Source organism: Streptomyces sp. SLBN-118, assembly GCF_006715635.1.
In the GTDB taxonomy this organism is placed as follows: domain Bacteria; phylum Actinomycetota; class Actinomycetes; order Streptomycetales; family Streptomycetaceae; genus Streptomyces.
This window is the reverse complement of record NZ_VFNP01000002.1, coordinates 2,846,598-2,868,198: the sequence shown is the minus strand read 5'-3', so window position 1 is coordinate 2,868,198 and position 21,601 is coordinate 2,846,598. Positions and strand designations below refer to the sequence as shown.

The window sequence follows — 21,601 nt, the reverse complement described above, 5'->3', positions numbered from 1 at the left end:
CGGCTCCTGGCTGGGTATGCGTACGAGATGGCCGACCGATACATGACCGTAGCCCTCGACAAGCGCGGTGTCCGCTGCACCGCGAAGCTCCTCGACGACAAGGCCCCGCTCACCTGCGCGGCCGTGTGGGACGCGCTGCCGCTCGCCGGGGACGTGTACCACGCGAAGTACGCACGCAATGAGATCTACGCTCTGTTCCCGGCGTTCGCGGAACAGGAGCCACCGCTGGAGAACCCGACGGTGACCCCGATTCCGGGCGACCTGTGCTATTTCACGTTCAGCGGTACGGAGTTGAGCACGGCGGCGTACGGATACGACCGCGACGTCTCCCGCGCCGTCACGGTCGACCTGGCGCTGTTCTACGAGCGGAACAACCTCCTGCTGAACGGCGACACCGGGTGGGTGCCCGGCATCGTCTGGGGCACGGTGGTGGAAGGCCTGGACCGGATGGCCGAGGCCTGCCAGGACCTGTGGCGGGCGGGCGCGCTGGGCGAGACGCTCAGCTTCCGGCGAGGTGGATAGCCCCCACCCGCCCATTCCCGCTGTGACATTCTGCGTCTCCGCCGGGTGCGGGCTCCGCCCCGAGCCCCGTACGCCCTGCGGGCGTATCCTCAATGTCCGGACGGGCTGGATTGATCGAGGACATCAAGGCGCTGCGGCTTGACGCATTCGACATCGCCGACCGGTTGCGTTCGGTGGGCGCCCGATAGCTACAAGATCCCTTTCCAGTTCCACGGGCGGGGACCGTGGCGACCGCGCAAGCAGTCAACCCGGTACTGGGCCTGATCCGCCCATACGGGGTTGCCGGCCGCGTGCTGGGCTGCGTAGGTCACCAACCGGAGCTCCCGGGCGCCGGCCAGGATTTCGTAACCGGCCCAGTCGGTGACGTCGAACCCATACGCGGCACAGAAACTGTCGTACTCGGCCGCGGTGACCGCGCCGGTTGTCCTTGTGCGTACGGCAGTTGAGACGAGGTCCCATTCCGGCGGCCCGAGCGAGAACCGCTCCAGGTCCATCATCACTGGCCCACTGCCCGTACGGATGAGGTTGCCTGGCCAGGCGTCACCGTGCACGGCACAGTCTGCGCGCCCCGCCGGCAGATCGGACCATGCCACGACGAGGTCCTGGTGGAGACCGTGCAGCCACGCGCGGTCGGCCTCGTCCAGGGTCGTCGCCGCCTGGAGCCGCTCGGCGATCCGGACAAACGGGTCGAGGTAACCGAGCTCGAGATCAGGGGCGCCGAGCGCGTGGAGCTGTCGGAGCAACTGCGCGATGTCGCGCGGTGTGCCCTGTTCGTGGGATGGGAGCTCTTTCCAGAAGGTGACTGGCCTTCCCCCTGCCTCGACCGGCTGCTCGACGTCGACCACGCGCACGGCCGGAACGTCGTTCTCGGCGAGCCAACGGGCGACGCGGACCTCCCGGCTGGCGGCCGCAGACTGCCCGGTACGGGCGATGCGCACGATCACCTGCTGGCCCGGTAGCCGCCATATCTGGTTCTCGGCCAGCCGTACCGGCTCGGCACCGTCGGCATCCAGTCCGACAGCCGAGCAGGCCTCTTCGAGGGCAGTGTGGGCGGGTGCGGCAGCCGACGTGGTCATGCCGAGACGGTAGCGGTGATGCGCTCGCGCAGGCCTACGGCGTCCTGAACCTTCGGATGCTTGGAGGCGAAGGCCCCGAGCTGCCGAAGATCATCGGCGGCGCGACGGGAGGTGAGTCGGCCGACCTCGTCCAGGGAGTCATGCCCGATGACTGCGGCCTGCCGCGGGTCGCCCTTGGCCATCAGGAGCGCGGCGAGCTTGGTGCGGGAGAGCGCCCGGGACCGTTTGAAGGCCTCGGAGTGCCCCTTCACCGCGGTGTAGAAGCGCCTGATTGCCCGCCCGGGGTCCTGGCCGGCGAGGATCGCGAGGTCGAACAGTGCGTGGGCTGTGTCACCGTTGTGCTGGGCCTCGTCGTAGTACGCCATCCACGCGGGGTCTTCTGCGGGGCGGGCCTGCGTGAATGCATCGTCGGCCTCTCCGACGGCGGCCATGCAATCGCGGACATTGCCCATCTTTCCGAACGCTCGGGCGCGCGCCGTGTGCAGCATCGCCTGCTCGGTCGCCGTCAGGCGGTCGCGGCGAACCAAGCCCTTCTCGGCGTAGGTCAGCCCGTCGTCGGGCTGTCCGATCCACACGGCCTGCCGGGCGAGCAAGCTGTATGTCTTGGCGCGCAAGTGCCAGTCCCCGGCCTCCTCTGCGCAGTCCGCTGCGAACTTGAAGGTCGTGGTGGCTTCCTCGTGCGCGTAGGAGTCGAACGCGGAAGCCCCCACGACGACGCCGAGACGTGAAACGGCGGCAAAGAGGTCGGCGCGCATGTGTTCCGGGCACTGGGCCTGAAGAAGGCCTGCAGACCATTGCATGGCTCGGCCGGCGACGTCGCGGACCATACCGCCGCCGCCGAACGTGTTGTCCCAGCTGCTGATTGAGGTTGCAACTTCCTGGATCTGGTCGATGTGGCTCGCGCCGACGGACTCGGGCAGCGTCAGACCGGACGGGGCGAAAGCCTGGGTGAGGTCTATGGGGGCGATGGCGGCAAGGCCACTGACTTGGAGGAACGAGCGTCGGTCCACGGGCTCAGGGCTCCCAGGGCGAGGAGATGGTTCGTCTCTGCCCAGGATGCGGCCTTCGCGCACCTGAACCGTTCCTTCCCGCCTGCCCGCAGGGCGCTTGTCGGCATCAGAGCGTTTTCTATCGGCATCACGGGGGTCGAAAGCCATGGGCCATGCCCGGTCGAAGACGCCTCCGGTTTCAAGGATGCCGTCGAGGCGCTGCGCCAACTCCCTTTGGCACGACGGGTATTTCCCCTTCTCAATGTTCAAGATCACATCGTCGCTGACCTGCACTAAGCGCCCCAATGCGCGGGCCGACAGTTCCTCTGCCTTGCGTCGAAGGCGTAGCTCGTAGCCGAACCACTCTTGCGGGGATGCCCCCGGGTCGAGCTTTTTCTCTGGCTGCGGCATGTCCCGTCCCCGTCGTCGTGATGCCGAACATTTCAGCTCTCGGCATCAGGCTCTGCACGATCTCGGCGCGCTCTGCATGAATGGTTGCTGATCGGTTTGGTCCCAGTACACACCGCAACCGCCCCCCTGCTGAAGGGGGTTCCGGCAGAACGGACGGAGCAGCCATGAGCACACTCCTCGTCACCCCCGACACGGGCACTCCTGGTCGAACGACGTCCAGAAGCAGGCGCGGCCAGCTCGACATGACGCTCAACATGGAGGCCGAGCTCCTGGCCGGCGTCCGGCGCATCGTGCGTGAGCACCTTCGTTGGTGGCGCGTTGACGCTGAGGCCTCCGACCGACTGCTCAGCGCCGTAAACGAGCTGCTGACGAACGTTCTGGATCACACCGCACGGGATGACAACGGGTTCCGGATGGCGAGCCTTCTCGTCCAGCAAGTCCCCGACGGAGTCACTGCGATCGTGCGCGACAACGACCCCCGCCCGCCGGTGCCAGTGGCTGCCAATCCGCTCGCCGAGTGCGGGCGCGGCCTGGCCCTCGTGCGCGCCCTGGTCGATGAGTCCTCCGTTTCGACCACCGATGCCGGCAAGGACGTCTGGATTTTCGTGTCGGACCTTGGATCCACCGAGCGCCGCTGACCCCGTCAGCACGAGCCACGGAACTGCTTTTCAGCCGAAGTCCGCGGGCTGCCACTCCCGGCGGCGCGTATCCGCGCTCAAGGCGCGGCGACCTGGCTAGCGTCGCAGCCGACCACCAGGCCCAGGCGCCCAGAAACTACAAAGGGAAATGACGGTAACGGCATGACAACTGCCAGCGACTCGACTGTTGGTGAACCCGCCGCACTGCGCGCGGCTATGGTCAGCGCACTCCGTGAAGAGGGCGCGGTCACGTCCGAGCCGGTCGCCGCTGCCTTCGTCGCAGTGCCGCGGCACCGGTTCGCACCCGACGCGCCCCTGGAACTCGCCTACGACCTCCACCGCACTGTGCCGGTCAAGAAGGACGAGCACGGCCTCGACATCAGCGTCATGTCCGCCGCTCACCTCCAGGCCGTGATGCTGGAGCAGGCCGACATCGAGCCCGGCATGAAGGTCCTGGAGATCGGCTCCGGCGGCTACAACGCCGCGCTCATCCAGGAAATCGTAGGCAGCGACGGGGCGGTCACCACGGTCGACATCGACCGCGACATCGTCGAACGCGCCCGTATGTGCCTGGACGACGCCGGGTACGGCCAGGTGAAGACGGCACTCGCCGACGGCGAGGCAGGCGTTCCCGACGGGGCACCGTACGACCGGATCATCGTCACCGCGGCCGCGTGGGACATCCCTCCGTCGTGGATCAGCGAGCTTGCCGAGAAGGGCAGGCTCGTCGTCCCTCTGACGGCACGCGGCACTACCCGCTCGATCGCGTTCGACCGCGACGGCGGGGACCTGCTCAGCCGTTCCTACTGCCTGGCGCGCTTCGTGCCCATGCAGGGCGACGGCGCCGCCGAGGAGCGCAAGGTGATGCTGCGTGATGGCGTTGCTGTGCAGACCGATGACGTGCGGGTGCGCCTCGATGGCCAGGCGCTGAACCAGGCTCTGGACACCCCGAGGCTGGAGCGCTGGTCTGGGGCAGCCTATGACCTGCCGGACGAGCTGGAGCTGTACCTCTCGCTCAACCTTCCGCGCGCGGCCCGGCTGCACGCGGCTGAGCACATCGTCGAGCAGGGGCTCGTGGAGCCCTCGGCGCTGTACGGCGTGCCCGCCCTGGTCGGCGAGGACAGCATCGCTTATCGCACCCGCCGTGAGAACGAGGACACCGGCGGATTCGAGAGCGGCGTAATCGCCCACGGTCCGCAGGCCGAAGCCCTCGCGGAGGCGTACGTGTACCTGCTCCGCCGCTGGGCCCAAAACCACCGCCGCCGGGGAGCTGCGACGTTCCGGTACCTCCCGGGCCCCGCTCCGTCCTCCCTGCCCCAGGACGCCGTGCTGAAGCGCCACGGCATCGTCACGGTGTCCTGGCACTAAGACTCCAGGGCCCCTCTCGGGCCCTGGGACCTTGCACCATCAGCCCACTGCCCCATGGAGGCATACATGACCGTTCAACTGGAGCGCCCGGTTGCTCCTGCGCAGCCGGCCGGCGAAGACCAGCAGGCGCCCGGCCTGGCTGACTTCGACCTGGACATCACCATCGTCGAAGGCGGCCCCGCCGCGGACCAGCTCATCCGCCTGACGAGCGACGGCTGCAACTCGACGTGCGCGACCGCGTGCGTGAGCTGCCCGTAGCAGCACCAGACCGGCGTTGATCGCGGTACCCGGCCGATCCTGACCCATGGGCGCGGCCGGGCACCGCATGGCCACAGGAGGCGTTGTGTATCGCTACGTTGATGCAGCAGTGGTAAGGGCGGCCGCGTGGAGCCCCGACCGTCAGGTGGCCTGGCCGGAGCTGACCGAACCGTCCGCGAACACCGCGTCGTGGCGGGCGTGGCTGCAACAGGCCTGGCAGACGGCCGACTTCGCGACCGCCGTCACATCCGCCAGCCCAGACCTCACGCGTCGAGTGAACCAAATCTGTGCCGGCCAGTCGCTGCCGGACCCCGACGTACGCCGCACGGTGCTGTCCGTGCTGCGCTACCTGCTGCGCGCCCGCACGCGCGCCACCCCGTTCGGTCTGTTCGCCGGGGTCGCGGCCGCGCGAATAGGCGCCGCCCCCGCGCTGCGCGTGGGCACCGGGCACCAGGCAGCCGCCAGGCCCGACGCGGCATGGACCACGGCCCTCATCGACCGGTTCGAGGAGCACAGCGGACTGCGGCCCCATCTCATGCTGCTCACCTCCAACCTCACCGTCGAGTACGACGGGTACGTGGTGATCGAGCACCGCCCACGCGGCGCGCGCGACGGCGGTCCCGAACACGTGCAGATACGCATGACCGTACCGGTCCGCGAAGCCCTGGACAGCGCGCGGACTCCGATCCTGTGGAGCGACCTCACCGCCAAGCTCTCCGCCAGTTTCCCGACCGCGCCGCTCGCCGCGATCGAGAAGCTACTCGCGAGCCTGGTCAGGCAACGATTCCTGATCACCAGCCTCCGCCCGGCGATGACGGTCACCGACCCGCTCGCCGCCCTCCTCAAACACGCGCAGCATCTCGCGCCCGCTGAGTCAGCAGAGTTACGCGACGCCCCCAAGCCCGCGCTCGACCTGCGGGTGGACTGGGATCTGGTCGTCCCGGAGACGGTGGCGAAGGAGGCGGCAGCGGCCGCCAAGGCGCTCACCCGCCTCGCACCCCGTGCGGCGCTGACCGGATGGACGGAGTGGCACAGCCGGTTCCTTGAGCGGTACGGGCCAAGGGCGGTCGTACCCGTCGTGGACGCCGTCGACGTGCTCGGGTACCCGTCCGGCTACCTCGGGGCCACCACCGCGCAGGCGCCCTCCCCGCTGCCCGACCGCGACAGCCGACTCATCACGCTCGCCCACGCCGCCGGGATGCGGCGCCGCCTCGAAGTCCAGCTCGACGATGCCGAGCTCGAGGAACTGGCTGCCACAGATCCTGGCCACCCCGTGCAGCCGAGCACTGAGGTGACCGTCCGCATCCACGCCGCGGGCGTTCCGGCCCTGGAACAGGGCGAGTTCACGCTTCACGTCGTCGGGGTGGCACGCTCGGCCGGAGCGACCACCGGCCGCTTGCTGGGCCTGCTGGACGCCGAGGACCGCCATCGCATGACCGAGGTGTACGCCCAACTGCCCGGCGTCCACCGGGACGCGCTCGTCGCGCAGATCAGCTCCACTCCGCTGTACGTACGCGCCGAGAACGTCGCGCGCGCCCCGCGGGCGACAGAGCTGGTGATCTCACTCGGCGACTACCAGGACTCGGACACGAGCCTGGTTCCCGTGACGGATCTGGCGGTGACCGCCGATGCCGAACGGCTGCACCTGGTCTCGCTCTCCCGCCGCCGCCCGGTGCACACGTTGCTGCTGAACGCGGTGGATCTGGGCCATCACACGCATCCGTTGGCACGGTTCTTAATCGAGGCACCCGTCGCGCTGGCCGTTCCGTGCACCGGGTTCATGTGGGGCAGCGCCGCCTCCAACCTGTCGTTCCTGCCCGCGCTGCGCTACGGGCGCACGATCCTGTCTCCGGCCCGCTGGCTCCTCACCAGCGACGATCTGCCCGGCGCGTCGGCACCGTGGCCGCAGTGGGACGAAGCCCTGACCCAATGGCGCCGTGACGTTCATCTGCCCGAGCGGGTGTACCTGAGCGAGGCCGACCAGTGCATGGCCCTGGACTTGGCGGAGCCCTCACACCGGGCCCTGCTACGTACGCACCTGGACCGCGACGGCAAGGTGACGCTGCGCCCCGCGCCTGGGCCCAGGGACCTGGGATGGACCGGCGGCCGCGCTCACGAGGTCGTCATCCCCCTGGCCGCCGCATATCAATCCGTCGCCCCCGTCCGAGGATCGGGCCACGTCGTCGGCCGCGAGCACGGCCATCTGCCCGGCTGCGACAACCGCATCTATCTTCAGCTCCACGGGCACCGCGACCGGCAAGACTCCCTCCTGACCCAGCGCCTGCCGACCCTGCTCGAAGAACTGGGAGGAGCCCGGTGGTGGTTCGTTCGCTACCGAGACCCCGAGGACCACCTCCGCGTCCGTCTGACCTGCGCGCCCGGCGCACTCGGCTCCGCCATCGAGAAGGTCGGCGAGTGGACCCGGCAGCTTCGGCACAGCGGCCTGATCACCCACGCCAGCGTGGAGACCTACCGCCCGGAGACCGGCCGCTTCGGCGGCCCTGCGGCGATGGACGCGGCCGAGGAGTATTTCGCCGCCGACACCGACGCCGCCCTGGCCCAACTCGCCGCGCAGGCCGGGAAGAACGCACCTGACGGCCGCGCGGTGACCGCGGCGAGCATGGTGGACATCGCTACCGGCCTCATCGGGGACGACGCCGAGGCGATGCGCTGGCTGATCGAGCACACCCGCACGGACACGACCGCGCCGCCCCGCGCCGTCTACCGCCAAGCCGTCGACCTGGTGAACGCCGACCCTTCGGGCCTTGACGCGCGCGTCACCGCGAGCTGGTCCGCACGCCGCGTGGCGCTGAACGCCTACCGCAGTGCGCTGGAGGACGCGAAGACGCTGCATCCGCAAGACCTGCTCGCGGACCTGCTGCATCTCCACCACGTCCGGATGTGCAGGCCGGGACTGCCCCAAGAACGCGCACACCTGCACCTGGCCAGAGCCGCCGCCCTGAGCTGGACGGCACGAGCAAGGAGAACACCGTGACCACGACAGCCCCCGCCCCCGCCGCGCTGTCGACCGCCGACCGGCTGGCGCACGGCCTGGCCGACCCCCGCGCCGTGTGGCCCGGCGGCCGGCCGGACGTCGGCCGCTCGTGGCCGCAGTCTCTCGCCGGAGGAGCCTCGGGAATCGCGCTGCTGCACATCGAGCGCGCCCGGACCGGCCGCGGCGACTGGGACACCGCGCACACCTGGCTGGCCGCGGCCGTGCACGGCGAAGTGAGCGCAGCGGCCAACGCAAACTTGTACTTCGGCGCCCCGGCCCTCGCGTTCATTACGCACCGCGCGGCCAGCGCATCGAGCCGGTACCTGCGCGTCCTGGAACGCTTGGACGAGGCGACCCTCACTGTCACCCGGACCCGTCTGGCCGAGGCCCACCTGCGCATCGACCGCGCCGAGCGGCCCCCCATGGAAGAGTTCGACCTGATCCAGGGCCTGTCCGGGCTGGGCGCCTACCACCTGAGCCGACACCCGCATCATGAGATCACCTATGACGTCCTGGCCTACCTGGTGCGCCTGACCGAGCCTCTGCCCAATCCGGCCGGGCTGCCGCCGTGGTGGATGAACGTCGCGACTACCGGTGCACCCAGCGCCGACTACCACCAGGGGCACGGGAACTTCGGGCTCTCCCACGGCATCGGCTCCGCGCTGTCCGTGCTGTCTCTGGCTCTGCTGCGCGACCTGGCCGTGCCCGGCATGGTCGATGCGGTCGAGCGGATCTGTGCCTGGACCGACCAGTGGCGCCAAGGTGACGAGACCGGCCCCTGGTGGCCGGGCATGATCTCGATGGAGCAGGCGACCGACGGGCATGTCCATCCAGACCTTCGGCCCCGGCCCTCCTGGTGCTACGGCGTCAGCGGCACCGCCCGCGCCCAGCAGTTGGCCGGACTCGCCCTCCGCGACCCGGTACGCGTACGTGCAGCCGAGAACGCGATCCTTGCGACCCTGCGCGACCCGCTCCAACTGGACAAGCTCCCCGAGATCGGGCTGTGCCACGGCATGGCCGGGCTGCTGCACGCCGCGTGGCGGATGTCCACCGAGACGGGCAACACCGCCATCACCGCGGAGTTGCCGCGCCTGGCCGACCGTCTGATCACCGCGCTCGACCAGGACGACCACGACCCGGAACTCCTCGACGGAGCCGCCGGAGCAGCCCTCGCCCTGCACACCCTCGGCACGGGCAGCGCGCCCGCACCGCACTGGGACACCTTCCTCGCCCTGGCGTGAACACCCCGGAGGCCGCCTCATGAACTCACCCACCTGGTGCCAGGCCAACGTCGCGTTCCCGGACTGGGAACGCGCCGAGATAGTGGCTCTGGCCCAACTCGCCCCGCTCCTGCGCACCGCAGAGGACGAAGGCGCACTCACCGCGTGGTTCCTCGTCCGCAAACACCCGTGCTGGCGCGTGCGCTACCTCCCTGTCGCTTACGCGCAGGACCGCATCGGCCAGGGCCTGGACGCGCTGATCGCCGACGGGTACATCAAAGGGTGGACGGAGATCATCTACGAACCCGAGGTGCACGCCTTCGGCGGCGCCGAAGCCATGGCATCCGCTCACCGCCTCTTCCACCGCGACAGCCGAAGCCTGCTGGACCACCTCCAGGTCGACGCCGGCAAACACCGACGCGAGACATCCCTCATGCTTTGCAGCCTCCTGATGCGCTCCGCCGGACTGGACTGGTACGAGCAGGGAGACGTCTGGGCACGCGTCGGTGCCCACCGTGCACAGCCCCGAGGTACCGAACGGAACAGCCGCGATCGACTTCACACAGCCGTCCAACGGCTGATCTCTGTGAAAGGTGAAGACCTGATACGCACGGGCGGACCACTGGCCCACATCGCCGGATGGGTCCGCGCCTACACCGACGCCGGACGGGAACTGGCCCACCTCACAGCTTCCGGGCAGCTGCACCGCGGCCTGCGTGACGTCCTGGCCCACCACGTGCTTTTCGCTTGGAACCGGATCGGCCTGCCCTACCTCACGCAGGCCGCCCTCGCAGCCGCCGCCAAGACCGTCATCTTCGGCCCCGACCCCACCATCGAAAGGACCGCTGCGGACCGTGTGGAAACCCCCTGACGCCATCGCCCAGCGCTTCCCGCTCATCGCCCGCCCCCGTCCTGCCTGCCTCCCTCTGCCCCAGCGGGTGTACGCCCTGGTCGAACTTGCCGACACCGCAGCGAACCTGGGCGACCCGAGCATGGCCTCCACGGTCTACAACCAGGCAGCGCTGATCGCCTCCGACATAGGCGCCCCGGACACCGCTCGCGCGATGTGCCACCAGCACGCCGCCGCCTACCTGCAGGCCGCCCCCCTGCCCGGCAGGACCGCGATCCGCGCACTCGAACCCGTCGTCAACCTCGCGCGCCTCCAACTCCGCGCCGGACAGGCCGACGACGGCCGCCAACGCCTCCTGACGCTTTTCGACGCCGTCACCGCCGGGAGCCCCGCCCAGGTCGAGGACATCTCCGTACCCGCTCACCTCGTAGCGAACGCCGACGACCGACAAGAGGTCCGCGTCTGGTTGTGGAGTGTCCTCCTCGCCGACGGCACACGCGCCCTGACCACTGCCGGCCGCTGGGCCGAAGCACTCGCCCACGTCGAGGCGCACCGCGGCGTAGGACAGCACATGCTCGACGGCCGACAAGTCGCCGTCCTCGCCGCCCTCGCGAGCGGAAACAGCCTCGGCGCCAACAGCCTCCTGGCCCACACAGTGCCCGGAGAGGGATGGGAAGGCGTCGTCACGGACTGCCTGACAGTCCTGTGCCGCCGCATAACGGGGCGGGCCTGGCGGCGCTCCCTGCAGAACCTGGTGACCACCTACCTCGAACGCCCGGACAGGGACGACATGGCCGTCTTCGACGTGAGGCTCGGGCTCGCAGTGCTGGACGTGGTCGACTCGGTCAAGGCCCCGGCCGCGCGCCTGGTGGTTGCGGAACTGCATCGCCGGACGATGAAGACGACCGACGGCTACGCCGCCCGAGAGAGCCTGGCGCACCCGCTGTTCACTGCCCTCGCCACCGATCGGGAGGCGCAGGACTGCCGTGCTCTGCTCCACGCCTGCGCACTCGGAGCTGGGACTCTCCCAAGTGAGCTGGGCGACCAACTCGCGGCCGCACTGCGCACGAGCGCCCGCGTGATCGGGACCAGCCTCCACCACGAGTCAGGGAGTTTGAGGCGCCGGGTCCGGGGCGGAGCCCCGGTTACGGGAGCGTAGGCGCGGGGATCGCCGCCGCACCCGACTCGTACAGCGCGTGCGCCGCACGCAGCACCACCGCGTCCGCGTGCCGCGGGCCGATCAGCTGGACCCCGATCGGGAGCCCGTCCTCGTCGAGGCCGCACGGCACCGTCGCGGCGGGCTGTTGCGTCATGTTGAAGGGGTACGTGAACGGTGTCCACCCCGTCCAGCGCCGGTGCTCCGAACGCCCCGGGGTCTCCGCGCCCCCCTCGAACGCCGTGATCGGCAGGGTCGGGGTGACCAGCAGGTCGTACGAGGTGTGGAAGCGGCCCATCCGCCTGCCCAGCGCCATCCGGGTGTCGACGGCCGCCAGGTACTCCAGCGCGCTGTACCGCGCGCCACGCCCGGCGATCTCCCGCAGCCCCGGGTCCAGCAGCTCCCGCCGGCGGGGCCCGTAGGGCTGGAGCAGCCGGGCCGCACCGCTGAACCACAGGGTGTGGAACGCCTCCACCGGGTCGGCGATGTCGGGGTCCGCCTCCTCGATGTACGCGCCGAGTCCTGCGAGCGCCCCCACCGCCCGCCGTACCGCGGACGCGACCGCCGGGCGCACCGCCACCTGTCCGCCGAAGGACGGCGAGTAGGCGATGCGCAGCCCCTTCACGCCTTCCGCGAGCGTGCCGCGCACGCCCGCCGCCGGGCCCAGATGCGACCAGTCCCGCCAGTCCTCGCCGCTGATGACATCGAGCATCAGCGCGGCGTCCGCGGCGTCGCGGGTCATCGGGCCCGCGTGCGAGAGCGTGCCGAACGGGCTCGACGGGTACAGCGGCACGCGCCCGTACGTCGGCTTCAGCCCGAAGACGCCGCAGAAGGACGCGGGGATACGGATCGAACCGCCGCCGTCCGTGCCGATCGAGAGCGCACCCGCGCCGAGCGCCACGGCCGCGGCGCTGCCACCGCTGGAGCCGCCCGCCGTGCGCGCCGGATCGTACGGATTGCCCGTCACCCCGTGCCGCGGGGAGTCGGTCACGCCCTTCCAGCCGAACTCGGGGGTCGTCGTCTTGCCCAGGAAGACCGCGCCATGCGCGCGCAGCCGTGCGACGGACGGGGCGTCCTCGTCCCAACTCCCCTGCTCCGAGATGTTCTTCGAGCCGCGCAGGGTCGGGCCGCCGCGCTGCAGCAGCAGGTCCTTGACGGTCACCGGAACCCCGTCGAGCATCCCCTGCGGCTCGCCCCGGTGCCAGCGCCCGGCGGATGCGCGGGCCTGGGCCAGTGCCTGTTCGGCGTCGACCCGGACGAAGGCATTCACCAGCGGCTGCACCACCTCGATCCGCTCCAGCGCCGCGAGGGTCGCGTCGACGGGCGTGAAGTCGCCCTTTTCATAGCCTGTGAGCAGTTGGCGTGCGGTGAGGTCAGTCAGCGGAGACGTCATGCATGGGGACGTACCCACGTTTCTTGTCGACCACGTTCGGGAGCGGCTTTCCGGCCTCCCACAACTCGTACAGCTCCACGAACTGCTCCCCGAGCCGGTCGCGCCAGCCCACCGTGTCGCCGCTCATGTGCGGCGAGACGATCAGCCCCGGCACGTCCCAGAGCGGGCTGTCGGGCGTGAGCGGCTCCGATGCGAAGACGTCGAGTGCCGCGCCCGCGAGCCACCTCTTGTTCAGCGCGGCCATCAGATCGTTTTCGACGACCAGGGGCCCGCGACCGATGTTGATGAACCGTGCCGACGGCTGCATCAGACCGAAGCGCCGCGCGTCGAACATCCCGCGCGTCGCCTCCGTGAGCGGCGCGGCGCTCACCACCCAGTCGGCGCGGGCGAGCAGCGGATCCAGGTCCTCGGCGCCATGGATGCCGACGCGCTCGGTACGGCCCACGACCGCCACGGTGACACCCAGCGCCTCCAGGGTGCGGGCCACCGCCCGGCCGATGGGGCCCGCACCGACGACGGTGGCCCGGGTGCCCGCTACCCGCAGGCCCTCGCGATGGCGCCAGCGCCGCTGCCGCTGGAGTTCCAGGGTGCCCGGGAGGTCCTTGGCCATGGCCAGGACCAGACCGGCCACGTACTCGGCGATCGGCTCCTCGAAGACTCCTCGCGCATTGGTGACGACGGTGTCGGAAGCGATCAGTTCCGGGCAGAGCAGCCGGTCGACGCCCGCGCTCGGGGTGTGCACCCAGCGCGGGCGCGGCCCCTCGCCCGGCCAGGCGGCGCGTACCGCCTCGGAGGTGAAGTCCCACACCAACAGCACGTCGGCGTGCGGAAGTTGAGACGCGAGGGTCTGCTCGCCGGCGTACTGGACGCGGACCCGTCCGGCCAGCCGGCCGAGACGGGGCGGAGGGTCGGCCGCAAGCACCAGAAGAGTGGGTTCGGACATCGAGCGGAAGCCGTTTCGACGGGGGCACCCCCCGTGCCCGAGGGGTTTACGCGGGAGTCTGACATGTACGGATTGACCACGCTCGCACCCGAACCTAACGTCGTCAACAACGGGTCAGGGCCATAAGGGGGCCTGCTATGGATGTCTCGTTCCTCGGCGGACCACAGCCCCAGCACGGTGTCGGCGTGGTCGCCCCTTTCGACTTCGCGCTGGACCGTGAGCTGTGGCGCTGGGTCCCCGACGATGTCTCTCTGCGGGTGACCCGTACGCCGTACGTGCCCGTCGAGGTCTCCCTCGACCTCGCGCGCCTGGTGAGCGAGCACGAGACTCTGCGCGACGCGGTACGGGCCCTGAGCGCGTCCGAGCCCGAGGTGGTCGCCTACGCCTGCACGTCAGGGAGCTTCGTCGGCGGTCTCGCCGGTGAGCGCGCCATGTGCGAGGCGATGACGGCGGCGGGGGAAGTGCCCTCGCTGACCACGTCCGGCGCCCTGCTCGAAGCACTCGACGAGCTGAGCGCCTGCCGTGTCGCCCTGGTCACTCCGTACACGGAATCGGTCACCGAGGCGCTGCAGGAGTATCTCGGCGAGGCCGGGGCAACCGTCACCGGACGCGCTTTTCTCGGGCTGACCCGGCACATCTGGAAGGTGCCGTACCGGTCGGTGGTGGACATGGCGCGCCAAGCGGTGGTGGGCGCGGCCGACGTGCTCTTCATCAGCTGCACCAATCTGCCGACGTACGACGCGATCCCGCAGCTGGAGGCCGAACTGAGGATGCCGGTCCTCTCCGCGAACCAGGTGACGATGTGGTCGGCGCTGCGCCGGATCGGCGTCCACGCGGTCGGTCCGTATCAGGGCCTGCTGCTTCAGCCGGATGCGCAGGCGGACGTGCCGCCCGCGTCCGAGGCCGCGCCCGCGGAGCCCGCGCAGCCGGCGCCGCCCGCTCAGCCCGCCGGCCCCGACGAACAGGAAGGCTGGACATGACCACGGTCGGACTCCTCTACCCCGGCCATTCCGCCGAGGACGACTACCCCCGGCTCGAGATGCTGCTCGACACCGACATCAGGCTGCCCGTCGTCCACACCGACATCGGCGAGGACGCGCACCGCGTCGACGCGCTGCTGCGGATGGGCGCGGCGGACCGGCTCGCGGCGCGGGTGGAGGAGCTGCGGCTCGCGGGTGCGGAGTCGGTGGTGTGGGCGTGCACCAGCGGGAGCTTCGTGTACGGCTGGGAGGGCGCGCACGAGCAGATTCGCTCGCTCGCCCTGGCGGCGGGGTTGCCCGCGTCGAGCACGTCGTTCGGCTTCGCGCATGCCCTGCGGGAGCTGGGCGCTTCGCGCGTCGCGGTCGCGGCGACCTATCCGGAGGACGTCACGGCCCTGTTCACGGCCTTCCTCAAGGCGTCCGGGGCCGAGGTCGTGGCCGACCGGGCGAGCGGGATCGTCACGGCGGCCGAGGTGGGCACCTGGGGCCGGGAGGAAGTACTGGAACTGGCGCGCGCGGGGGACCACCCCGACGCCGAAGTCGTCCTGCTGCCGGACACCGCCCTGCACACGGCGGCACATCTCGCCGATCTGGAGGAGGCCGTCGGCAAACCGGTGCTCACGGCGAACCAGGTGACCGTGTGGGAGGGGCTTCGGCTGGCGGAGCGCAGGGCGTGGGTGTACGGCCCGAAGCTCGGCAGGCTGTTCCAGAAGCGGGAGTTCGGGCAACCCGCCGAGCCCCCCGAATCCTCCGGGCACCCGGAATATCCTCCGGGCACCCGGAATAAACGGAGAAGCCCTCCTGTTTGACTGCGCTGAACCCACTTCATGCGCAGGAGGACCCACCGGTGGACGAGATCCGAGGCACGGCGACCGGCACCGCACCCGTACCGCTGTCGGTGCTGGATTTGGTGACCGTCGGCGTCGGCCGCACCGCGAGCGACGCGCTGCGCACCAGCGTGGACATCTCCCGCCTCGCCGAGAGCCGCGGCTTCCACCGCCACTGGGTCGCCGAGCACCACTCGATGCCGGGCGTCGCCTCGTCCTCCCCGGCCGTGATCCTCGCCCACCTCGCCGCCCACACCGAGCGGATCCGCCTCGGCTCGGGCGGTGTGATGCTCCCGAACCACGCGCCGCTGGTGATAGCCGAGCAGTTCGGCACCCTGGAGGCCCTCGCGCCGGGCCGTGTCGATCTGGGCCTCGGGCGGGCACCCGGCACGGACGGTGCGACGGCCGCCGCACTGCGCCGCACCGAGCGGCTGAACGAGGGCGCGGACGACTTCCCGCAGCAACTGGCCGAACTCACCCGCTTCCTGGACGACGACTTCCCCGACGGCCATCCGTACGCCCGTATCCACGCCGTCCCCGGCCCCGTGCAGGGCCGCTCCGCCCGCCCGCCGATCTGGCTGCTCGGCTCCTCCGGCTTCAGCGCCCGGCTGGCCGGGGTCCTCGGTCTGCCCTTCGCCTTCGCCCATCACTTCTCGGCCCGGAACACGGTCCCGGCGCTCGACCTGTACCGCGAGACCTTCCGGCCGTCCGCGGTGCTGGATGCCCCCTACGCCCTGATCGGTGTTTCGGCGCTCGCCTCGGACGACGAGAAGGAGGCCCGCTGCCAGGTCCTGACGGGCGCGCTGTCCATGGTCCGGCTGCGCACCGGCCGCCCGGGTCTGATCCCGACGCCCGATGAGGCGGCGGCCTACCAATTCAGCCCCGTTGAGCGGGAGTTCGTGGACAGCTGGCTGGCGAACGTCATTCACGGCACGCCCGACGCGGTACGCACGGGCCTGGACGACCTCCACAAGCGCACGGGCGCCGACGAGTTGATGATCACGGCGAATGCGCACGGCGCCGACGCGCGGCTGCGGAGCTATGGCCTGATCGCGGATGCCTACGATCTGCCGGCTGTGTGAATCGACCGGCGGACATGCAGGAGCACGGGCGGCCCGCCGTAACGCTCAGACCTGAAGCGCGGGTTCGCCGATCAGCTCCGCGATCCGCTCCGGCGCCACCGCCCGCGAATACAGCCACCCCTGCCCCGTGTCGCAGCCGATCCGCCGCAGCCGTGACGCCTGCCCCGAGGTCTCCACGCATTCCGCGGTGACCGTCAGCCCGAGCCGGTGCGCCAGTTGGACCATCGCCTCGACGATCGTCTCGTCCGCCGGGTTCGGGTGCGCCTCGTCCTGGAAGCCGCGGACAAACGATCCGTCCAGCTTCAGTACGGATACCGGCAGCCGGCTCAGGTACGCCAGGTTCGAGTAGCCCGTCCCGAAGTCGTCGATCGCGATCTGCACGCCCATGTCGCTCAGCGCCTGGAGCGCCTGGAGCGGGCGGCCCGCCGAGCCCATCACCGCCGATTCGGTGAGCTCCAGCTGCAGCAGATGGGGCGAGAGTCCCGTCTCGGCCAGGATGCCCGCGACGTCGGCGACCAGGTCGGAGTCCCAGACCTGCCGCACGGCGACATTGACGCTCACGAAGAGCGGCGGTACCTCGGGGTGGTCTTCTTGCCACTGGCGGGCCTGGCGGCACGCCGTACGCAGGACCCACCGCCCGAGCTGGACGATCGAGCCGTCCTCTTCGGCAATGCCGATGAACCGATTCGGCGCCAGCGTGCCGAACTGGGGATGATTCCACCGAACAAGCGCCTCGACACCCCGCGTGACCCCGTCCGCCATCCCCACCAGCGGCTGGTACTCCAGCGTGAACTCCCCGCGTTCCACGGCAGGCCGCAGGGTCGACGAGAGCGCCTGACGTGTCATCCGGTACGCGTTGCGCTCGGGGTCGAAGAGCGTCCAGCGGGCCTTGCCGTCCGCCTTCGCCCAGTACAGCGTGGTGTCCGCGGCCTGCATCAGGCCGGTGGCGGTGGTCCCGGAGACCGACCGTTCCACGACGCCGATCGACGCCGACACCGAAAGCCGCTGCCCGGCCAGGTCGAACGGCTGCTGCAGCGTGGCCAGTACGCCCCGCGCCAGATCGGCGAGTTGTTCCGTGCCGGTGGAGTCCTCGACCAGGATCGCGAACTCGTCGCCGCCCAGCCGTGCCACCAGGTGCCCGCCGCCGCGCGCGTAGCCGTCGCTGTCCGCGCACTCGGTCAGCCGCGCGGCGACCGCGGCGAGGAGCCGGTCACCGACCCGGTGCCCGAGCGTGTCGTTGACCGCTTTGAAGCCGTCGAGGTCGAGATAGCAGAGGCCGATCCGCCCGGTCGAGCCGTGGTCGTACGCCGATGATTCGAGTGCCGTCGACAGCCGCTCGAAGAACAGCGCGCGGTTGGGCAGCCGCGTCACGGCGTCGTGCATCTGGAGATGACGCAGCCGGGCCTGGAGTTCACGGCGGTCGCTGATGTCCGCGATGGACAGCAGGACATTGCGGCTGTCGGGCACGGGCGCCACGGTCACCTCGGCCCACAGGGTGCGTCCGTCGGGGTTCTTGAGGCGGCGCGCGCAGCGGAAGCGGGACCGTCGGCCGCGCAGCACTTCCCGGTACGCGTGCCAGGTGCGGCGGTCCGATGCCAGGTCCACGAGATCCGCGGCGAACTGATCCTGCAGGGTCACGGGTTCGGTGCCCAGCAGCGTGGCGAGTGCCGCGTTCGCCGTGACGACCAGGCCTTCGTGGTCGACGACCGCCATCGCGAGGTGCGCCGCGTTGAACGCGGCCCAGTGGTCACGCAGTTCCTTGGCGCCGGCATTGTGACGCTCCGTGACCGATGGTCGGACATTCCCGGGGACTGCGACTCCCGCGGGCCCTGTTCCTTCGGAGGTTCCGCTCACGGCTCGCTCCCGCAGTGCAGTTGTGTCGTCCAGGGTCGTACAGATGTGGTCGGGAAGAGGTCGGGAAAGTGAGCCGATCATAGAGCCAGGCGCCTGGGCCGTTCCAGCGACGAGGCTCGCGAGCAGTCCCCTCCACGCCTTCGGCCGATCGTTTCTGCACAGGTCCTGGCAGGGCCCGACTCCGTCCTGACCGAATGTGACGTTCCGTGAGCCATCGGAGTGTCGTCGGGTCTCGGGTCGGTGTCGGGACGGTGTCGGGTCGGTCACCCAGGTGGGGCAGCGGAACAGGGCGTACTACCTCAAAACAGCACAGGGTGGTTGAGGTGTCCCCCATTCCGCAGCCGGAGGTCCACGTGGAGGGTCAGCACTCAGCCGAGGGAACACCCGGGGGAGTGGAACGCGTAGGTCTGCGCAGCGCCGCCGCCGCGCTCACGTCCCTCATGGCGCTCGCCGCCACCTCCTTGGTCGCGGGCCCCGCGGTGGCCTCCACGGCATCGGGCCCCTGCGCCCTTCACCGCACCGCGGCGCACCACTCCCTGGGCGTCGACACCTGGAACCCTGCGTATCCGCGACCCGCCCGGACCCTGAACGCGGTCGTGGTCTTCCTGTCGTTCCCGGACCATGTGCCGGAGAACGCGCCGGCGGAGCTCGCCGCCGACCACTTCCCGGCCACCAGCACGTTCTTCACGCGCGCCTCCTACGGCAGGTTCTCGCTGCGGGCCGATCCGCAGCACCAGTGGGTGACGATGCCGAAGGCCTCGACGGAGTACGGGATACGACGGGACTGGGGGTCCGAGCAGCGCAACGCCTATCTGCGTGACGCGCTCGGCGCCGCCGACGCGGGTGTGGACTTCTCGCGCTACGACATCGTCTATCTGGTCGCCGACCCGGACGCGCCCGGCGTGGACTCCGACGCGACGAAGGTCGTCAATCTCGACCAGCCGCTGCGCGCCGACGGAACCGACATCAACCGGGTCGTCACCGTCTTCGAGCGGCATCCGCCGGACCGCAATGTGCTGGCCCACGAGACCGGGCACATCTTCGATCTGCCGGACCTCTATCACCGGCCGGTGGACGGGCAGGGCGACTGGGACACCTACGTCGGCGACTGGGATGTGATGGGCAGCCAGTTCGGACTGTCCCCGGACCTCTTCGGCTGGCACAAGTGGAAGCTGGGGTGGCTGGACCGGCAGGCCGTGCGGTGCGTGACCAGGACGGGGCTGATCACGCTGGAGCCGATCTCCGCCGCGCCGGCGCCGGGCGCGAGCCTCGGCACCCGGCTCGCGGTCGTCAGGACCGGCGAGGACACGGCGCTCGCGATCGAGGCGCGCAGCGCGACGGGCAATGACGAGGCGACCTGCACGGAGGGTGTGCTGATCTACCGCGTCCAGTCCGACGAGGTCTCGGGCGGCGGCCCGGTCGAGGTCGTGGACACACACCCGCGGACGGCGGCGTGCTGGGACGAGTCGGTGTACCCGCCGCTCGCGGACGCGCCGCTGGGGGTCGGCGAGACGTTCACGCTGCCGGGGGCGCCGGGGGAGCGGACGCGGGTGGAGGTGGCGGACCGTACCCGCGCCGATGGGTGGACGGTCCGGATCTCGACGGTGTAGCCCGCGGGGCGTGTGGCTTCCGGGCGGCTTCTGGACGATTCCCGGATGGCTCCTTGCGGTGGCTGCCGGTGACTTCCGGGCGCACGAAAAGGCCCCTCGCTTCCGCGAGGGGCCTTTTCCGTCTGTGCGCCGCCAGGGACTCGAACCCCGGACCCGCTGATTAAGAGTCAGCTGCTCTAACCAACTGAGCTAGCGGCGCCTGCTGACGTCGTAGACCTTAGCATCCTGGTCGGCGGGAGGAAAAATCGATACTCGGACGCTCGGCGACGCTGCCGCACGGGCCGCCCGGACGCATGCCCAGAGCATCACCTCGGGCCCCGGAAGCCAGGGGTGCCGGGTGTCGGGAGCCACCAGCCAACGCGGTCCGGAGGTCGTGTGGCCCTGGGTCAGCGGGGGGACGGTCACCGCGTCGCCGATGCCGTGACAGAACAGCGGAGGCACCGCCTCGCCCCACTCCTCCCAGTCGAGCAGGGACGGCAGCCGCTGCGCGGTGCCGGGGGCGGTGAAGAGCAGCATCCGGCCGCGGTGCGTGGCGACGGGGCCGGATCCCGGCCCCTCCTCCCACAGCGCGTCGAGCATCCGGCGGCCGAAGACCGCGGGCACGTTCACGACATCGAAGACCGAGCCGCAGGGGAGCACGGCGGGGGCGGTCGGGCGGCTCTCCCAGAGGGCGAGCATGGAGCGCGGATGGGGGCCGGCGGAGGTGAGCCAGCTGCCGCCGGGGTGTGTGACATGGGCGGTGTGGTGCCCGCCCTCGCCCCTCAGGAGGGCGAAGATGTCGGTCCGGCGCTCGTCGTCACCGGCGCCGGGGCTCAGCAGGGAGTGTTCTCGCAGCCATGCGCTCATGCGAGAAGATCTACCGGGAGTGACGGCTCGGTTTCTGAGAGTTGGCGAAAACGGGGACAGGATGTGACGGGCGGGAGTATCTTGCGCACCGGCATATGCAGGGTGGGATGTTCCGGGGGCGTGGGGCGGCCGTCACCGGTGATCTAGGGGGTGCCCTTGCGCTGCAGCTCGCGGCCGAACTCGATCATCTTCTTGGCATAGTCGGCCGTCCACTCCGCCCGCTCGGCGATGTCCGCGGGGGTCAGCCGGTCGAAACGGCCGGGGTCGGCGAGCTGGGCCGCCGCGAGGGCCTGGAACTCCACCGCCCGGTCGGTGGCCGCCCGGAAGGCGAGGGTCAGCTCGGTCGCCCGGGCCAGCAGCTCCCGGGGGTCCTCGATCGACTCCAGGTCGAAAAAGTGCTCGGGGTCCGCGGCGGCCTCCGACGGCTCGAAGAGCAGCGGTGCCGGTCGCAGCTTCCGCTGGCTCCGCTCGGGTTGCGCCATGTGGTTCTCCTCCTCGCACAGGTTCGGCCCCGTCCCGGCCGCCCCCCGTTGACCTTGTTCTCTGATCTGTTTTCCGGCCGATTTCTGCCCATGGCCGTCTT

19 protein-coding genes and 1 tRNA gene are annotated in these 21,601 nt (G+C 70.5%); 12 read left to right on the top strand and 8 right to left on the bottom strand.

Going from position 1 to position 21,601, the window contains the following annotated elements:
• Positions 1-27: 27 nt before the first annotated feature.
• On the top strand, positions 28-522 hold the full coding sequence (locus FBY35_RS31420) for a DUF3830 family protein (protein WP_142217318.1): 495 nt from the start codon (positions 28-30) through the stop codon (positions 520-522).
• A gap of 188 nt (positions 523-710) precedes the next feature.
• On the opposite strand, the gene FBY35_RS31415 is transcribed toward FBY35_RS31420, so the two are convergent.
• Both FBY35_RS31415 and FBY35_RS31410 read right to left on the bottom strand, forming a co-directional pair.
• Positions 711-1,598: an aminoglycoside phosphotransferase family protein gene (locus FBY35_RS31415; RefSeq protein ID WP_142217317.1), complete on the bottom strand. Its 888-nt coding sequence runs from the start codon at positions 1,596-1,598 to the stop codon at positions 711-713.
• Positions 1,595-2,998, bottom strand: coding sequence for a helix-turn-helix transcriptional regulator (locus tag FBY35_RS31410; RefSeq protein ID WP_260848874.1), 1,404 nt, complete (start codon positions 2,996-2,998; stop codon positions 1,595-1,597). Before FBY35_RS31410 ends, FBY35_RS31415 begins: the two co-directional genes overlap by 4 nt.
• A gap of 242 nt (positions 2,999-3,240) precedes the next feature.
• Here FBY35_RS31410 and FBY35_RS31405 point away from each other — a divergent pair, with 242 nt between their 5' ends.
• The 7 genes from FBY35_RS31405 (at position 3,241) to FBY35_RS31375 (ending at position 11,486) form a co-directional block, all read left to right on the top strand.
• Complete coding sequence (locus FBY35_RS31405) at positions 3,241-3,636, top strand: ATP-binding protein (RefSeq protein WP_160159356.1); 396 nt, start codon at positions 3,241-3,243, stop codon at positions 3,634-3,636.
• A gap of 162 nt (positions 3,637-3,798) precedes the next feature.
• Complete coding sequence (gene fxlM, locus FBY35_RS31400) at positions 3,799-5,004, top strand: methyltransferase, FxLD system (protein WP_142217315.1); 1,206 nt, start codon at positions 3,799-3,801, stop codon at positions 5,002-5,004.
• Positions 5,005-5,070: 66 nt separating this feature from the next.
• Positions 5,071-5,262 (top strand): FxLD family lanthipeptide, encoded by a 192-nt coding sequence (locus FBY35_RS31395; RefSeq protein ID WP_142217314.1) that lies wholly within the window; start codon positions 5,071-5,073, stop codon positions 5,260-5,262.
• An 85-nt stretch (positions 5,263-5,347) separates the two neighbouring features.
• Entirely contained in the window at positions 5,348-8,257 is a 2,910-nt protein-coding gene (locus tag FBY35_RS31390) for a lantibiotic dehydratase (RefSeq protein WP_142217313.1), read from the top strand.
• Positions 8,254-9,498: a lanthionine synthetase C family protein gene (locus tag FBY35_RS31385; RefSeq protein WP_142217312.1), complete on the top strand. Its 1,245-nt coding sequence runs from the start codon at positions 8,254-8,256 to the stop codon at positions 9,496-9,498. The genes FBY35_RS31390 and FBY35_RS31385 overlap by 4 nt, the downstream gene beginning before the upstream one ends.
• A gap of 19 nt (positions 9,499-9,517) precedes the next feature.
• A complete protein-coding gene (locus FBY35_RS31380; protein ID WP_142217311.1) occupies positions 9,518-10,348 on the top strand; it encodes a thiopeptide-type bacteriocin biosynthesis protein in 831 nt (276 codons plus the stop codon).
• Complete coding sequence (locus tag FBY35_RS31375; protein WP_142217310.1) at positions 10,332-11,486, top strand: hypothetical protein; 1,155 nt, start codon at positions 10,332-10,334, stop codon at positions 11,484-11,486. The genes FBY35_RS31380 and FBY35_RS31375 overlap by 17 nt, the downstream gene beginning before the upstream one ends.
• Here FBY35_RS31375 and FBY35_RS31370 read toward each other — a convergent pair.
• Positions 11,473-12,876, bottom strand: coding sequence for an amidase (locus FBY35_RS31370; RefSeq protein WP_142217309.1), 1,404 nt, complete (start codon positions 12,874-12,876; stop codon positions 11,473-11,475). The two genes, FBY35_RS31375 and FBY35_RS31370, sit on opposite strands and share 14 nt — an antisense overlap.
• Positions 12,857-13,819, bottom strand: coding sequence for a D-2-hydroxyacid dehydrogenase (locus FBY35_RS31365; protein WP_142217308.1), 963 nt, complete (start codon positions 13,817-13,819; stop codon positions 12,857-12,859). Before FBY35_RS31365 ends, FBY35_RS31370 begins: the two co-directional genes overlap by 20 nt.
• Positions 13,820-13,956: 137 nt before the next feature.
• Between FBY35_RS31365 and FBY35_RS31360 the strand changes: the two genes are divergently transcribed.
• Genes FBY35_RS31360 through FBY35_RS31350 form a run of 3 tightly spaced genes read left to right on the top strand, consistent with a single transcriptional unit; the run spans position 13,957 to position 16,708 of the window.
• On the top strand, positions 13,957-14,799 hold the full coding sequence (locus FBY35_RS31360) for a decarboxylase (RefSeq protein ID WP_142217307.1): 843 nt from the start codon (positions 13,957-13,959) through the stop codon (positions 14,797-14,799).
• Complete coding sequence (locus FBY35_RS31355) at positions 14,796-15,608, top strand: aspartate/glutamate racemase family protein (RefSeq protein ID WP_142217306.1); 813 nt, start codon at positions 14,796-14,798, stop codon at positions 15,606-15,608. Before FBY35_RS31360 ends, FBY35_RS31355 begins: the two co-directional genes overlap by 4 nt.
• A 38-nt stretch (positions 15,609-15,646) precedes the next feature.
• A complete protein-coding gene (locus tag FBY35_RS31350) occupies positions 15,647-16,708 on the top strand; it encodes an LLM class flavin-dependent oxidoreductase (RefSeq protein ID WP_142217305.1) in 1,062 nt (353 codons plus the stop codon).
• Between the two features lie 45 nt (positions 16,709-16,753).
• Here the strand turns inward: FBY35_RS31350 and FBY35_RS31345 are convergent, their stop codons facing one another.
• Entirely contained in the window at positions 16,754-18,562 is a 1,809-nt protein-coding gene (locus FBY35_RS31345; RefSeq protein WP_142217304.1) for a bifunctional diguanylate cyclase/phosphodiesterase, read from the bottom strand.
• A gap of 353 nt (positions 18,563-18,915) precedes the next feature.
• Between FBY35_RS31345 and FBY35_RS31340 the strand changes: the two genes are divergently transcribed.
• Positions 18,916-20,172, top strand: coding sequence for a M6 family metalloprotease domain-containing protein (locus tag FBY35_RS31340; RefSeq protein WP_399209514.1), 1,257 nt, complete (start codon positions 18,916-18,918; stop codon positions 20,170-20,172).
• 125 nt (positions 20,173-20,297) lie between these two features.
• Here FBY35_RS31340 and FBY35_RS31335 read toward each other — a convergent pair.
• The 3 genes from FBY35_RS31335 to FBY35_RS31325 all read right to left on the bottom strand — a co-directional run bounded on the left by FBY35_RS31335 (position 20,298) and on the right by FBY35_RS31325 (position 21,500).
• Positions 20,298-20,371: transfer RNA gene (locus tag FBY35_RS31335), tRNA-Lys, on the bottom strand.
• A complete protein-coding gene (locus FBY35_RS31330) occupies positions 20,362-21,018 on the bottom strand; it encodes a bifunctional DNA primase/polymerase (protein ID WP_142217303.1) in 657 nt (218 codons plus the stop codon). Before FBY35_RS31330 ends, FBY35_RS31335 begins: the two co-directional genes overlap by 10 nt.
• 143 nt (positions 21,019-21,161) lie before the next feature.
• Entirely contained in the window at positions 21,162-21,500 is a 339-nt protein-coding gene (locus FBY35_RS31325) for a hypothetical protein (protein ID WP_142217302.1), read from the bottom strand.
• Between the last annotated feature and the right edge of the window lie 101 nt (positions 21,501-21,601).